The following is a 13,789-nucleotide window of genomic DNA, read 5'->3' as shown; positions in this document are numbered from 1 at the left end:
CAGTTGCACAGCCCCGCAAGTGTTAAAGGCCCAATCAAAGTTAGCGATGGCTGATATCGATGGCTTGGTGATCATAAATAACACGGAGTCAGACATCACTGAGGTGAAGCTGACAATAGCGGAGTCTACTCGGCAGGTGAATGTGAACCGGGTGTTACCGATGAGCGAGTTCGCTACAGCATTTCAGGCTAAAGAGTACCGCGGTCGACCTGCCCAGCTTAGCTGGAGGCAAAATGGTGCGGCTCATGTTAGTCGAGAAATTACTTTCTTCCTCCCTCGAGAGGCGTACAAAGATAAGGTGCTGACTGCTTTCCTAACAATTAGTCCAGAGGGGAAGATCCGAGCTGAAGCGAAGTAGATTTTTTGACTAGAATTGAAAGTTTGTTCCACCGTTGGAACTCGGTTAGGTTGCTGAGTATGTGACTGATAGCAAAGTGGAAGATTGGCATAGCTGCGTTATGTGGAGTGAGTTTGGTCTCGTGCATGACGCGTGATCTTAGTCCACCAGATCTAAATGCGATCTATTCTGAGGCGGCTCAAAGCCACCACGAGTTTAGAAATCCAGTGATTGTGATTCCAGGCGTGCTGGGGTCAAAGCTGGCAGACCAGCGAACGGGGAGATCCGTCTGGGGAGTATTTGAAGGGAAATTCCTCAATCCGGAGAAGCCTGAAAATACAGCACTCGTGGCACTACCTATGGAGCAGGGTAGAAGTCTGGATCAACTTCAGAGCTCAGTGGTTGCTACTGCAGCCTTAGATCGATTGCGTGTGCGGGTGCTGGGGATACCAGTGGAGTCTAGAACGTATGCAGGTATTTTAGAAACTTTTGGGGCAGCATGCTATAGGGACCAGCAGTTGGCTGAGAGTGGTGCTATCGATTACGGCTCTGACCATTTCACCTGCTTTCAATTTCCGTATGACTGGAGGAAATCCAATGTAGAAAAATGCTGCGGCTCTAGATGTCTATATCAGAGAGAAGAAGGAATTTGTCAGAAAGAAGCATCGTGAAGTGTTTGGAAAAGAGAGAGGGGAGATCAAATTTGATATTGTGGTGCATTCTATGGGAGGTCTGATAGCGCGCTACTATCTGCTGCGCTATGGGGATCAAAGTTTACCAAAGGATGGTTCACCACCGAATCTCAATTGGGCGGGAGCGAAGAACGTCAATCGCTTGATCATGGTGGGAACTCCCAATGCAGGTTCGGTGTTAGCTTTTGAAGATCTGGTGCACGGTAAACACTTTGCTCCAAAGTGGCTGAGAGCTATCGGGGCTGTGAGTATTCCATCCTATTCGGCGGCTGTGATGGGTACCTATCCATCGATTTACGAGTTGATGCCTCGCGTGCGTCACCGAGCCTTTGTTGAGAACCTGAGCGACCAGAATGTCGATGTCTATGATGTGGAGCTTTGGGAAAAGTATGGCTGGGGGCCATTGGCTGCTGATCAGGATAAGGATTTGCAGGTTATCCTGCCACAAACACAGACCGTGGAGCAGAGGCGTGAGATAGCCCTTGAGCATATAGCAAAGTGTTTACGCAATGCGCAGAGGTTTCACCAAGCTCTGGATCGAGCAGCCAAGCCGCCGGCTAATTTGAAAATTAGCCTAGTGGCTGGTGATGCTGAACAAACTAAGGAACGAGTTCAGCTAGATCTAACGATTGGCGCGTTCGAGGTCACAAAGTATGGACCAGGTGACGGGACAGTGTTGAGAAGCAGTGCCTTGGCTGATGAGCGGGCAGGCGGAGACTATCAGCCGAAACTGCAAAGTCCGATCCACTTGCATGACGTCACATTTCTATTCAGAGATCATCTGAGCATGACCAAAGATCCTATGTTTTCAGATAATTTACTGTTCCGATTGCTCGAAGAATAAGCTGTTGAAGCAGCTAGTTAAACCTTGATGTCGATCATGGCAGTGCGCTTGAGGCCTTTGATCCAGCGCTTGTAGCGTGCTGAAGACTTCTCTCGTTCGACATTGCGACGGACAATTTTACGGACTTCTGGATCGGCCATGTCAGGGGCTGGCCCCAAAGATTTTTTGTTCACGACAATGATGTGGTATCCACCGGCGTCTTCTAGGGGGCCAATCACTGTGCCAGTAGGCTCTTCGAAAATCATTGTGGCGATGACGGGGGAAAGGTCGATGCGGTCGACGTCTTGTTGGAGTCCACCGTCTTCCGCCCAAGCGTCTTTCGAGTGCTCCTTAGCGAGAGGTGTAAATTCATCTCCTTTTTTGAGCTTCGCGACAATCCCTTCTGTCAGTTCGAGCTGGGAATCAGCTGTGGCGAGAAGGTTGTCTTCATCGATTTTTGGGATATAAATTTTCTCGAAGTCGCACTTATCTTTCGCGGTATCTCGGAGCTCAGGTTTGAGCTTGGCGTATTCTTTGCGCATCTCTTCTGGAGTGGCTGGTGGAGTGTCCGAAAACTGCTGGGAGCGCATGGCTTGGACAATCAGCTGGCGGTGGATGAGCTCGCGGTACTTCTTGAAGGAAAGGCCTTTTGATTGAAGTTCTTCGCGGAAGAGTCCGACGTTGTTGTTGTAATCAGCTCTGATCTTTCTGCGGATCTCAGAGTCGACAATATGCTCGGGGATTTGGGCTCCGATTGTTTTGAATTCGTGCAGAACGAGTTCACGCTCAATCAGCTCGTCGACGATCTTGGTTTGAGCTTCTTTCAGCTCTTTGTAGTAGCTGGGAGTCTTTCTCGGGTATTTGGTGGAGAGATAGGCGCGGAGTGGCGCGAGGGCAAAGGCGACCTCATTTTTGGTAACGACGCGGCCGTTGACTTTGGCTGCAATGCCGTTGAGTTCGACAGCTGCAGTAGCTGAGAGTGCGAGGCCAATACCTATGGCGAGGTGGAGTAGAAATTTCATAAGCGATGGTGGCTTTGTTTGAGGTGGTTTAACGCGAATTGAGCGCCATGGGAAGACCTATTAGTCTAACTTGGTAGAAGAATTGAGTGACAAGTTTGAAGCAATGAAGCGGAGGATGTTCAGATCGATTTTAACAATTGGATAGCTTCGGTGAGTTTTTTAGCAGGTTGCCCTTCGGTGAGCCGTGGGAACCTAGACTCGTTCAGCGTGATGTAGTTGCCGTTTCTGGTGAGCATCAGTCGCTGGCCTTGGAGTTCGATGCTTGTGATCATAGCTTTAGCGGCGGCGAGCTTGAGGCTAGTGGCTTGGAGTAGGTATTTCACTGACATTGGGTGGCGGCCAAATTGGTCTTTCCAGTCGTCGGCGATCCTTCTGAGTTCTTTTTCCGAGACGGTCTCAGCCAATTGTTTATAGGCGCGGATGCGCATGCTTGGCTCAGCCATGTAGGCAGCTGGGATGTAGGCTGGTAGATTGGTGTCTGGGTCGGAATGCGAGAACTCGGTTTCGTTGAAGGTGAGAAAGTCGGCTCTGAGAGTGACGTCAATGCGGGCGTGGACGTGATTTCCCCTGAGGCGGTCGATCGACTGGCGCAGCAGCTGGCAATACAGGTCAAAACCGACCGCCGCGATGTGGCCAGATTGCTTGGTGCCTAATAGGTTGCCTGCGCCGCGAATTTCGAGGTCGCGCATCGCAATTTTAAATCCAGAGCCCAGAGCGGTGTATTGCTTGATGGCATTGATGCGCTTCCGTGCATCGCCGGTGACCATTTGCGGGGGAAGCAGGAGGATAGCGTAGGCTTGTTCACCCGCTCGGCCAACTCTTCCTCGTAGCTGGTACAGATCTGAGAGACCAAAGCGATCGGCTCGGTCGATCAGAATGGTGTTGGCGTTCGGGATGTCGATGCCCGACTCGATGATGGTGGTGGCGAGCAAGATATCGGAGTCGCCATTGACAAAGTCGCGCATCACGACCTCGAGTTCTTCTTTCGGCATTTGGCCGTGGCCGATTGAAATCCGTGCTTCCGGGACTAGGTCGAGCAGCTTTTTCTTCATCAGATCGATGGTTTGAACTCGGTTGTGGAGGAAGAATACTTGGCCGCCGCGCTTGAGCTCGCGCTGGATAGCATCGCGGATGATGCGTTCGTCGTAGGAGCAGATCGAAGTCTGTATGGGGACTTTATTTGGCGGTGCTGTGTCGATAGTAGACATGTCGCGTGCGCCCATCAGCGAGAGATAGAGGGTGCGGGGGATAGGAGTGGCGGAGAGTGTGAGCATGTCGACCCCACGCATACGTTCTTTAAATTTCTCCTTATGGCGCACGCCAAAGCGTTGCTCTTCATCGACGATGGCGACCCCGAGGTTTTTAAATTCGATGTCGTCTGAAACCAATCGATGGGTGCCGATGACAATGTCGACTGAGCCATCAGCGAGACCTTTCAAGGTGGATCGAACTTCGGCAGGGGTGCGGAAGCGGTTGAGCAACTCAATGCGGATCGGGTAGTCCGACATGCGTTCGCGGAAGGTCCGCCAATGTTGTTCAGCGAGTACCGTGGTCGGCGCCATCATGCAGGCCTGCCTGCCACCTGTGACCGCTTTGAAGGCGGCGCGGATGGCGACTTCCGTTTTTCCGAAGCCGACGTCACCACAGATCAAGCGATCCATCGGCTTGCCAGATTCCATGTCGGCCTTGGTGTCGCCAATCGCTTCGAGCTGCCCCGGAGTTTCGGTGAAACGAAAGGAATTTTCGAACTCCCGCATCCACTTGGTGTCGGGCGGGTGGCTTTGACTGGTCTGGGTGTGGCGCTCGGCTTGAATTTTTAGCAACTGGGCGGCGTAATCGAGAATCGATTTTTCTGCAGCACGGCGGGATTTCCCCCACTTAGCGTCGCCGAGTTTAGAGAGCGGTGGAGTTTTCCCTCCCATGCCAACATAGCGGGCTAGCAGGTGGGATTGGTCAATCGGAACCGAGAGTATGGCGCCATCGCGGTACTCAATATGGATTTCTTCCTCACCTTCGTTGTTCGTCTCAATGCCTTCAAATCGGCCAACTCCATACTCAGAATGGACCACTAGATCACCTTCGTTGATGTCCTCGATGTTCGTCTGAGCTCGGGCTCGGCGTTGGTGGTCGAGCTTGTTTGCGCGGCGGGAGTGTTGGTTCTGGTAGCGTCCAAAGAGCTCGGCTGAAGAAAGGATAGCAAGCTTTGCCTCGGGGAAGGTAAAACCCTGTGCTAGTTCGCCACGGCAGCTCTGAATAGTTTTAAAAATTGCTTCCCCCATGAGCTCGGCGAAGCGTTCTTTTTCTCCGTTGTTGGCAAACACGAGGTGGACCCGCCACTCATCCTTGGCCCATTCAGCGATCTGTTGGTGGAAGGTGTGACGCTTTGATTCCTGCAACACAAAGTCACCAGCCTCAAAGGCTCCAAGCGGGCTGCCGTGCAGTGCGGTAGAGAAATCCGCCTCGCCACTGTCCAGTATCGGAGCCGATGGAGAAAAATGAAAGAGAGCGTCGGGGTGAGCATCTTCAGCTAGAGAGATGATAGCATCTTGGGTGCCTAAGAAATCGGCTAATGTCCCAGAGCAATCTGGTTCGCCGACCGCGATCTCTACCGAGTCTAACTTTTTGCGCGACGTTTGAGTGTCGAGATCAAAGGCGCGGATCGAGTCGATCTCGATATCGAAAAATTCCAGTCGGATAGGATCGGGGTTTTGCCAAGTGTAGATGTCGAGGATACCACCGCGTTGGGCGAATTGACCGCGGTTGTGGACCTGGCTTACGCGTTCGAATCCTTGCTCAGCTAGGTCGCTGAGCAAGGATTCGATGTCCACCTCTTGGCCGAGTTCAAAGTATAATCTGGCAGACTCTAAGGCCTTAGGTGCTGGAGCAGCTTCGCCGAGCACGCTTGGGTGGAGGATGACCACCTCAGGATAGTCCGCTGACGGAGTGACTGATAATGCATGGAGGCTAGCGAGCCGATCAGCTGCAGATTCTGGATCGGCAATCTCGCTGTCTTGGTCGGCTTGGGTGGTCTCTTTGAGTAAATGGCATTTGGTGCGCCAGAGCGGAAGCTCGTCGGCAATGCGCTCGCGTAGTCGTGGTAGATCACAAAGCAGCCAAAGCCGACCATTCGGGTTTACCTCAGCGTAGGGGTGAGCCAGCAAGGATGTAAGGAAAGCTGCGGCGGCGGGCTCAACCGGGCCGAGTTTTTTAGGTGTGTGATTCTTCGCCTCCGCCAACCAATTGGCCGGGGAGCAAACTTGCGTCGCATGGTCGAGACCTGGCGCTGGTGCTGGCTTACGTTTTCTCAGGGAAGTGTGAATACGTGGGATGTTACGTGAACGCTGAGAGTGATAGCACAGCTTCGGTTGGCGGGCAAATGGAACATCGCTGTGGCACTAGAGTATGAGAATTAGGTGGAGCTTCTGGGGTGATCTGCTAACTAGCGGAATGCAAAGCGAACTAAAGAAGGGGAAATATAGACACTTTAAAGGGAATGAGTATCAAGTGGTCGACGTGGCTCGCTGTAGCGAGACGGATGCTCAGCTAGTGATATACAAGCCGCTCTACGACGACGACGGCCAAGGCTTGTGGGTTCGACCTTTAGAAATGTTTCTAGAGACCATCGAGCGCGACGGAAAAACCTTCGAGAGGTTTGAGTACTTGGGGGCGTAATGAATCAAATGTCGAGTGAGCGCACCCAACTTTTGTAGTGCGCCGCGATCGATGTTTACCTCCGTGGAGTTTATCGATCATGATGAAACATCAGGGCAATAAAAAACCGGCAGAGCGAACTCTGCCGGTTTTGAAATTGTAGGAAGAGGCTGGAAGCGCTCTTTTACGTGGTGATTACGCAGTTGGTACAGACTGGATAGTCTGGATAACGCGTGAAGCGATGAGGTACGGGTCACCCTCGGAGTTAGGACGACGGTCTTCAAGGTAGCCTTGGTACTTGTCGTCTTTAACGAAGCTGTGTGGAACGCGAACAGAAGCGCCACGGTCAGCAACACCCCATGAGAACTTGTCGATTGACTGAGTCTCGTGAAGGCCGGTGAGGCGGAGTTCGTTCTCAGGTCCGTAAACAGCGATGTGCTCTTCAGTGAACTCTTCAAATGCATCCATAAGCTTGAGGAAGTATTCCTTACCACCCACTTCACGAAGGTGTGTAGTGGAGAAGTTACAGTGCATGCCTGAACCGTTCCAGTCGCCTTTGACTGGCTTGCAGTGCCACTCTACGTCGATCTCGTACTCTTCACAGAGACGGAGAAGGAGGAAGCGAGCCATCCACATTTCGTCAGCGCAACGCTTAGAGCCCTTGCCGAAGATTTGGAATTCCCACTGACCAGCAGCAACTTCTGCGTTGATGCCTTCGTGGTTGATGCCAGCTTCGATACAGAGATCGAGGTGGGTGTCAGAAATTTCGCGGCCAAGTGAACTGACGTTCTTGAAGCCAACACCACAGTAGTACTCACCTTGTGGCTCTGGGTATCCGCCAACTGGGAAACCGAGTGGGCGACCGCCTTGCATGAGGAAGTACTCCTGCTCGAAGCCGAACCATGTGCCTTCGTCATCAGCGATTGTAGCGCGTGAGTTAGATGGGTGAGCTGAACCGTCAGGAAGCATCACTTCACACATGACGAGGACGCCGTTGAGGCGTGTAGGATCTGGATAGAGAGCTACTGGCTTAAGTACACAGTCGGAATCTCCGCCTGCTGCTTGCTTTGTAGATGAGCCGTCGAAGCCCCACTCTGGGAGTTGCTCGAGAGTTGGGAACTCATCGAATTCGCGCATCATGCACTTTGTGCGGAGGTTAGCGACTGGTGTGTAACCGTCGAGCCATACGTAATCGAGTCTGAATTTGGACATAATGATGTGTTTACTTTAGAGTAGTGGAGTTTATCTCCAGCTGCTTGATACTTATGCATCAAGCATGATGTGTGCCAAGTCTTTAAAATTAGATTTCACTCTATTTTATCGGACATCAATGACAATGAGAGTCGTATCATCTGACCCGTCATTATCAATGGCGCGATCCATAAGAGCGTTTGCGGCAGCACTTGTCGAGTCTCTGTTTTTACCAAGTGCCGAATGGATGTGTTTTTCCCATAATCCGTCAATAATTCCATCTGAACAGAGCATGAACCGGTCTCCTTTTTGGTAGGGGATAGAAGCGACTGACGGGGTCACTTTTGAATGACCACCGCCGATGACTTCACAGAGTACTGAGCGCTTAGGATTGTTACGGTATTGGCGCTCTGTTAGTTCACCACGCTGAAATTTTCTCCAGCAGAATGAGTGGTCTTCGGTGAGCTGTTGGGTTTCTTCGCTTCGGAAGAGGTAGAGGCGCGAGTCACCAGCGTGAGCAATGTACAGGTTCTCAGGTGTAAACCATGCGAGAGTGAGTGTGGCCCCCATGCCCTTGAATTGTTCGTCGGTGGCCGCCTTTTGGTTAATGCCGAGGTGGACATCTTTGACCTTTTGTTCGAGTAGTTCGAGGTAGTCTGGGTGCAATCCTTGGGCTGCCGTTTTAAAAGTTTTAGGGATAGTCTCGCTGAGAGTTTGCAAAATCATAGATGATGCTAGGTGCCCAGCATTGCCTCCACCCATTCCATCAGAGACACCGAAGATAAGATCTTCGTTACTCAGAGGAGATGAAGATTCAGCCGAGAGCTCTATTGCTCCTTCGATTCCTGCTGAGAAAATCAGGAAAGAGTCGTCGTTTCTGGTTTTTCTGAAGCCCGAGGTTGTGAGAGCTGACCAATCAAATGTGGGAGTCATCTAGGCTTAGCTTTTAGATGGGTCGGCTAGCAAAGTTGCTAGTTCGAAGTCGATCACACAGAATTGACCAGCATTTGGGTCGTAGGTGATATTGCGCGGTTCTGGATCGTCGTGGCGAATGCCGAAGTCATTCTCCAGTTTAGCAAAGAGTGAGTCTGATTTTTTGCGTGAAATATTAGGAGCTGGCGATCCACAGTTAGTGGTGCAGAGATAATTCTCCTCCAGCTTATAGTCTATGAGAACAGGTACAAAGGGACACTTACGCAGCTCGAGCTCTTTGAGGATTTTGACTTCAGTCGCACAGCGCTGATCTGCGTCAGTTCCTCGGAAGTATTTGTGGACGTGGCCGTAGAAGTCGATTCTGACCAACGAGCGGATGCCATCTTTAAGGTTTTTCATAGGTGAGAGATTGAGAATAGAGTTTGTTGGCGGATGCTTAGTTCCAAGAGTCTAGTTATTCTTAACATGTATCCGTGCACCCTGAGAAGGGTAGAGAGTGAAAATTTGCTAGAGGAGTGGCTGAGGGCCTTTGTCATAGAAATCTCATCAGTATATTAGTGGAGGAGAGAAACTATATTTTTGGAAGGAAGACCACACGACTTGCGTATAGTTTTTATGCGCATTCCGATGTTGATCATTTCAGCGGCAGCTTCTTCACTGTTCTTGAGTTGTGCTCAGCAAGAGGTGACTGATTGTTTAGGGAATCACGCCCAGCATGAGGGCTTACGCTATGCGGATGAGGTGGCAGCTCAGTCTCCCTTCGAAACCGTCGAAGTATCATGGAGTGGTGCTTTACAGTTGATGGAAGAACGCAATCTAGCCTACCGGAAGGCTATGAATTCTTATCTGGCGGCGAATCAAGAAACCCCGATGGTCTCACAGATTCGTAGTCAGTTGAAAACCTCCGTAAAAGTTTCTCTTAACGATGTTCTGAAGCCTCAGTCTTTAGCGAAGAGTTTTCAGGATCCGATCACAGCCTTGCCTAAACAGCTGGGATCGATCAGTGCTTTGAAGGATATTTCTCATGAAATGGAGCAAACGGTCTGGAGTAAAGAAGGTGATTCTGTAGAGGCTAAGTTGTTGATGAGAAAGGAGCAAGTGAAGCTCTACACCTTGCTATGCAAGGGAGAGGTGATCGATCGGGAAATCAAGCGCATCGATGCAGAGGCGTCTGAGCCAAGTGACCAGATAGATCCGAAACTAAAAGTGGCTCAAGAGAAATGGGTAGCAAGTGTAATGAAAGACCGTGACGACTGGATCGGTGAGGTGCGAGATTTCTTTAATGCTGAGTATTACGATGTGATTTTTCGTAAAGATGCTTCGGCAAAACCGTCTTACCGAAGTGTGAGTGCGCCAGATCTCACAGAATGGCAAAGATGGTGCTTTCTCAGCCGCTCTCAAAGCTTGGTCAAAGCGCTGAAAGAAAATCATAAAAAGAGTAAGCCTGCTGTGCCTGGCACAAGAGTGATGAAAGAAAAAGTGGCTGAAATGTTAAACCAAAGAGCCGAGTATGCTGTTACTTTAAGCACTGACAAGGTGCGTGGAGAGGTGCGAACTTTGATTAGTAATTGGCGTGAAATGAAGAGCACTCAGGCTGAACTCAGTTTATTAGACCCCGGAAAGGTCTCGAGTGATGACCCTAAGCGTGATCTCGTGAAGGCCCAAAAAGTGTACAAGCTACGACACCAAGAAATCAACCATACCAGCGTCGTCTGGATGATGGACGAGGATTGTTGGAGGGATTGATTTTCTATTAGGCGGGGTGACTCTATTTCTTGAGCATGCCGTGGCGGGGGCTGAGCAGGAAAGAGAGTAGGAATAGCAAGCCTAGCAGAATGATGATGGCGGGGCCGGCTTGGATATCGATCAGCTGTGCTACGAAGATGCCGGCGATACTGCTGAGTGAGCCGATGATTGCTCCGCCCCAGAAAATGGCTGAAGTGCGGTCCGTGAAGAGCAGCATAATCGCTCCCGGCGTGACTAACAGCCCGACTGAGAGGATGGTGCCAACAGCCTGGAGTGAGGCAACTAGCATGAGGATGAGCAGGGTGAAACCTAGGTATTGCATGCTGCGGACCGGGACCCCTTGGGCCGCAGCCACATTGGGCTCAAACAAGGTGAGCAGCATCGGACGCATGAAGAGGTTTGAGAGCACTAAGGTGATAGCGCTGACTGTGAACACTAGATTGAGATCCTGTTCTGAAATGTGAATGATATTACCGAAGAGCCAATCGTGAAGGTTAGTTGCCACAGGTAAATGGGGGAGTAGCGCTATGCCGCCGGCGAAGGCGGTGGTATAAATGATGGAGAGCGCGGTGTCTTGGTGAATACGCGAATTTCGGCTCACTAAAGTAGAGCCAAGCCCTACAGCTAAACAGGCAAGAAGCGCTCCAATGAAGGCATTGGTGTGGTTGAGAGTTTGGGTGACGAGAATGGCAATGGCGATGCCTGGGAGCATGGTGTGCGACAGTGCTGATACAGATAGAGCATTGCGGCGAAGGTTTACAAAGCCGCTAAAGAAGCCATTGGCAAATCCTATCAAGGCTGCGCCGATCAGCGCATTCTGCATGAACTGATTGTCAATGACTGTTTGAATGAACGACATGCTGTTAGTTAGTGAGTGAAGGTGGCGGCAAGGTTTTCCTCAGTGATGAGTTCATCGCTGTTACCAAATCCACAAGAACTCTGGTTCACCAGCAGTACTTTGTTGAACAAATTTTTGACCGTGGACATGTCGTGGTGGGAGGCAATGATGAGACGTCCTTCCTGAGCGAGCTGGTTGAGCAGTTTACCTAATGCCTCAGAGGAGGTGCGGTCGAGTCCGGTGAATGGTTCATCTAACAGTAGTACGTGGGCTTCCTGAGCAATGGCGCGGGCTAAAAAGGCACGCTGTTGTTGGCCGCCAGAGAGTTCTTTGATTTGGCGGTTCTGCAGTTCAGTAAGATCGAGAGCTTGGAGAGCCTGATCTACGGTGGCGGCATCCTTCTTGCTAAAGCGCTTCCACATTCCGAGCTGCGGGTAGCGGCCCATTTCAACGAGCCCACGTACGGTGACAGGAAAATCCCAATCGACTTCTTCTCTCTGAGGGAGGTAGGCAAACTCACGTGACCATTTTTTGATCTGTGTGCCACGCCAGCGGATGTGGCCACTCGATTTGGGGACGAGTCCGGCGATCGCTTTCAGTAGTGTGGACTTACCCGCGCCATTGGGGCCAACGAGCGCTACGCGATTACCGCACGATGTGTTAAAAGAAATATCTTTTAGCGCGGTGATCTTACGGTATAGCACGCAAAGATCCGTGATGACCAAGTCGTGGTGATGACTGTGGTGTGCACAACAAGTATGTTCTGAAGCTTCGATAATGAGGCTTGGTGGGAAGTGATCTCGGGTGAGATGGGTTTACCAGTTGAACTCTGCTATGTCAGAGATGTCGCCATCACTGCGGAGGGTTTTATCGCGCGAATCGTGGCGTGCCGGGCTGACGACGATTTGAGCGAAATTCATTTCGCTCGGAGTCTGCCATTCGACATCGATCTGAAGTTCTACAAAATGACCATTGAGGCTCATCGTACCAGAGCCAGTCCACTCAGCTGAGTCTAAATCAGTGATCTTAACGATTTCCTTTTTGGTCGATGGCTGGGTGATAGTCACCGTTTTTGGAATGGATGAAAAATAGAGTTCAAAGTCGGTCTCTAGGGCGTTGTCATCATGACCGCCTGTCGATTCTTGGTGGCTGCTGTGATCGTGGCCTGCGTGGGCGTCAACTGTAGCACTTTTGAGTTGCTCCGGCAGGATGATGGCGCGCATGCCAATGTAGAGTCCGAGCAGGACAACTATCGTGATCGCTGTTGCAATGATGGGTGAGCCTTTCATAAATAAAACTGGTTTCCTACTGAGTTAATGAAAGAAATTGCTAATTGCAAGAATTTTGCGTTATCCGGCGGCTCGGATTCCGGCTTGGATCGCGCGAATTTTTTCAAAGTCCTTGATGCCAGGAGAGGACTCAGATCCTGAGGCTAGATCGAGGCCTGCTGGTCGCACGGCACGGGTTGCTTGCTCTGCGTTTTCCGAAGTGATTCCACCCGCTAAAAGGATCGGAAGTTCGGGGTTTTCTGCCACCACTTTCTGAGCGAGGTTCCAGTCGAAGGTGTCTCCTGTGCCGCCATACACTCCCGGGGCATGCGCATCGAGTAATATGGCAGTGGCTTGGTAGTCGAGGAGGTTGCTGATCGAGTCAGCATTTTTTACTCCAAGAGCGCGGATGAAAGCATGTCCAGCTTCGGCAAAAGCCCGGCAATATTCAGGTGATTCATCACCATGGAACTGTGCTACATCGATGATGTCGTTTTTGAGCAATTCTAATACCTGCTGAGGTTCAGCATTAACAAAAACGCCGACACGAAGAATTTGACCTTTGAGCGCTGGGAGGAACTCTGCAGCTTTGGCTGGCGCGATGAAGCGCTTGGACTTAGGCCAGAAGTTGACACCTAGCGCGGCAATGCCTTCGCTGACGAGTCGCTGGGCATCTTCAGCCAGCGTGATGCCACAGACTTTAAGTGAGGTGGTCGAAGGATCGAAGAATGAGTTCATAGTAATAAGTAACACTATTGGAGAATAAGGCCAGGGGGTTTGCGAAGGCCGATGGCGATAGGGAACATCGCTATAAGGACACTAGAGGAAGCCGCTATAAAAAGTATGGATATGTCAGTTTGAGGGATGCTTATTTGAGCTGCTGATTGTAGAGTGAGAATTGAGATTTTGCTACTAAGTTGATCATAAATGTACTCCCAGCTAAAAAGTGCCGAAAAGAGACCTACAGTAACTAGTAGAAAATTCTCAAAGAAGGTGTGTATTAGTAAGATTAATTTGGATGTGCCAAAGCTTTGTAATAGGGCTAATAAGTATGACTCTTGTCTGTACTCTAGCCAGGCTATAGTGCCGATAATAAAAGAAAGTATGATGCCGCAGGATACCGTAATGCCAATTCTGACATAGACTTGAAATTCATTGAGAGTGTTTATGTCCTTCAAAAGAGTTAAAGTTGAGAAGGTTCGTGGAGATCGTCCTTGAGCTGTATAGTAGGCGTCAGTGAGCTGGGCAAACTTCTCGACTTCTTCTGTGGAGTCAAATGAAGCCAATA

General features: G+C 50.6%; 15 protein-coding genes. 5 read left to right on the top strand and 10 right to left on the bottom strand.

The genetic code is table 11. The annotated features are described in order from the left end of the window. Window positions 1–46 precede the first annotated feature (46 nt). The 3 genes from BSZ32_RS05230 (at window position 47) to BSZ32_RS05220 (ending at window position 1,873) form a co-directional block, all read left to right on the top strand. Window positions 47–358: a hypothetical protein gene (locus BSZ32_RS05230; protein ID WP_129589603.1), complete on the top strand. Its 312-nt coding sequence runs from the start codon at window positions 47–49 to the stop codon at window positions 356–358. Between the two features lie 125 nt (window positions 359–483). Then, complete coding sequence (locus tag BSZ32_RS05225; RefSeq protein ID WP_105042455.1) at window positions 484–1,008, top strand: hypothetical protein; 525 nt, start codon at window positions 484–486, stop codon at window positions 1,006–1,008. A 1-nt stretch (window position 1,009) separates the two neighbouring features. After that, window positions 1,010–1,873, top strand: coding sequence for a lipase family alpha/beta hydrolase (locus BSZ32_RS05220; protein WP_105042454.1), 864 nt, complete (start codon window positions 1,010–1,012; stop codon window positions 1,871–1,873). A 17-nt stretch (window positions 1,874–1,890) separates the two neighbouring features. On the opposite strand, the gene BSZ32_RS05215 is transcribed toward BSZ32_RS05220, so the two are convergent. After that, a complete protein-coding gene (locus BSZ32_RS05215) occupies window positions 1,891–2,874 on the bottom strand; it encodes a peptidylprolyl isomerase (RefSeq protein WP_105042453.1) in 984 nt (327 codons plus the stop codon). A gap of 119 nt (window positions 2,875–2,993) precedes the next feature. Further along, window positions 2,994–6,110, bottom strand: a complete 3,117-nt coding sequence (gene mfd / locus BSZ32_RS05210) for a transcription-repair coupling factor (RefSeq protein ID WP_105042452.1) — start codon at window positions 6,108–6,110, stop codon at window positions 2,994–2,996. A gap of 211 nt (window positions 6,111–6,321) precedes the next feature. Here mfd and BSZ32_RS05205 point away from each other — a divergent pair, with 211 nt between their 5' ends. Further along, complete coding sequence (locus BSZ32_RS05205) at window positions 6,322–6,546, top strand: DUF1653 domain-containing protein (protein ID WP_105042451.1); 225 nt, start codon at window positions 6,322–6,324, stop codon at window positions 6,544–6,546. Window positions 6,547–6,720: 174 nt separating this feature from the next. Here the strand turns inward: BSZ32_RS05205 and BSZ32_RS05200 are convergent, their stop codons facing one another. The 3 genes from BSZ32_RS05200 to BSZ32_RS05190 form a co-directional block, all read right to left on the bottom strand. After that, window positions 6,721–7,737 (bottom strand): glutamine synthetase beta-grasp domain-containing protein, encoded by a 1,017-nt coding sequence (locus BSZ32_RS05200; RefSeq protein WP_105042450.1) that lies wholly within the window; start codon window positions 7,735–7,737, stop codon window positions 6,721–6,723. Window positions 7,738–7,842: 105 nt separating this feature from the next. Beyond that, window positions 7,843–8,649 (bottom strand): PP2C family protein-serine/threonine phosphatase, encoded by an 807-nt coding sequence (locus tag BSZ32_RS05195; RefSeq protein ID WP_105042449.1) that lies wholly within the window; start codon window positions 8,647–8,649, stop codon window positions 7,843–7,845. A 6-nt stretch (window positions 8,650–8,655) separates the two neighbouring features. Then, window positions 8,656–9,048: a BUD32 family EKC/KEOPS complex subunit gene (locus BSZ32_RS05190; protein WP_105042448.1), complete on the bottom strand. Its 393-nt coding sequence runs from the start codon at window positions 9,046–9,048 to the stop codon at window positions 8,656–8,658. A 201-nt stretch (window positions 9,049–9,249) separates the two neighbouring features. Between BSZ32_RS05190 and BSZ32_RS05185 the strand changes: the two genes are divergently transcribed. Further along, entirely contained in the window at window positions 9,250–10,395 is a 1,146-nt protein-coding gene (locus tag BSZ32_RS05185) for a hypothetical protein (protein ID WP_206018728.1), read from the top strand. A 22-nt stretch (window positions 10,396–10,417) separates the two neighbouring features. Here BSZ32_RS05185 and BSZ32_RS05180 read toward each other — a convergent pair whose 3' ends face one another. The 5 genes from BSZ32_RS05180 to BSZ32_RS19165 form a co-directional block, all read right to left on the bottom strand. Further along, a complete protein-coding gene (locus BSZ32_RS05180; RefSeq protein ID WP_105042446.1) occupies window positions 10,418–11,254 on the bottom strand; it encodes a metal ABC transporter permease in 837 nt (278 codons plus the stop codon). An 8-nt stretch (window positions 11,255–11,262) separates the two neighbouring features. Further along, entirely contained in the window at window positions 11,263–11,937 is a 675-nt protein-coding gene (locus BSZ32_RS05175; RefSeq protein WP_240610568.1) for a metal ABC transporter ATP-binding protein, read from the bottom strand. 111 nt (window positions 11,938–12,048) lie between these two features. Beyond that, a complete protein-coding gene (locus BSZ32_RS05170; RefSeq protein ID WP_105042444.1) occupies window positions 12,049–12,522 on the bottom strand; it encodes a hypothetical protein in 474 nt (157 codons plus the stop codon). Window positions 12,523–12,582: 60 nt separating this feature from the next. After that, on the bottom strand, window positions 12,583–13,239 hold the full coding sequence (locus BSZ32_RS05165; protein WP_105042443.1) for a phosphoribosylanthranilate isomerase: 657 nt from the start codon (window positions 13,237–13,239) through the stop codon (window positions 12,583–12,585). A gap of 14 nt (window positions 13,240–13,253) precedes the next feature. Then, the coding region (locus tag BSZ32_RS19165; RefSeq protein ID WP_206018727.1) for a hypothetical protein at window positions 13,254–13,789 on the bottom strand (536 nt) is incomplete at its 5' end.

Origin of the sequence: Rubritalea profundi (assembly GCF_002954445.1) — a bacterium.
Lineage (GTDB): Bacteria > Verrucomicrobiota > Verrucomicrobiia > Verrucomicrobiales > Akkermansiaceae > Rubritalea > Rubritalea profundi.
This window is presented reverse-complemented; position numbering and strand designations above follow the sequence as displayed.

Bases quoted from the DNA above. Each gene is read 5' to 3' on its own strand.
- BSZ32_RS05230 (WP_129589603.1), top strand. From the start codon at position 47: ATGGCTGATATCGATGGCTTGGTGATCATAAATAACACGGAGTCAGAC.
- BSZ32_RS05225 (WP_105042455.1), top strand. From the start codon at position 484: ATGACGCGTGATCTTAGTCCACCAGATCTAAATGCGATCTATTCTGAG.
- BSZ32_RS05215 (WP_105042453.1), bottom strand. From the start codon at position 2,874: ATGAAATTTCTACTCCACCTCGCCATAGGTATTGGCCTCGCACTCTCA.
- BSZ32_RS05205 (WP_105042451.1), top strand. From the start codon at position 6,322: ATGCAAAGCGAACTAAAGAAGGGGAAATATAGACACTTTAAAGGGAAT.
- BSZ32_RS05200 (WP_105042450.1), bottom strand. From the start codon at position 7,737: ATGTCCAAATTCAGACTCGATTACGTATGGCTCGACGGTTACACACCA.
- BSZ32_RS05195 (WP_105042449.1), bottom strand. From the start codon at position 8,649: ATGACTCCCACATTTGATTGGTCAGCTCTCACAACCTCGGGCTTCAGA.
- BSZ32_RS05190 (WP_105042448.1), bottom strand. From the start codon at position 9,048: ATGAAAAACCTTAAAGATGGCATCCGCTCGTTGGTCAGAATCGACTTC.
- BSZ32_RS05180 (WP_105042446.1), bottom strand. From the start codon at position 11,254: ATGTCGTTCATTCAAACAGTCATTGACAATCAGTTCATGCAGAATGCG.
- BSZ32_RS05170 (WP_105042444.1), bottom strand. From the start codon at position 12,522: ATGAAAGGCTCACCCATCATTGCAACAGCGATCACGATAGTTGTCCTG.
- BSZ32_RS05165 (WP_105042443.1), bottom strand. From the start codon at position 13,239: ATGAACTCATTCTTCGATCCTTCGACCACCTCACTTAAAGTCTGTGGC.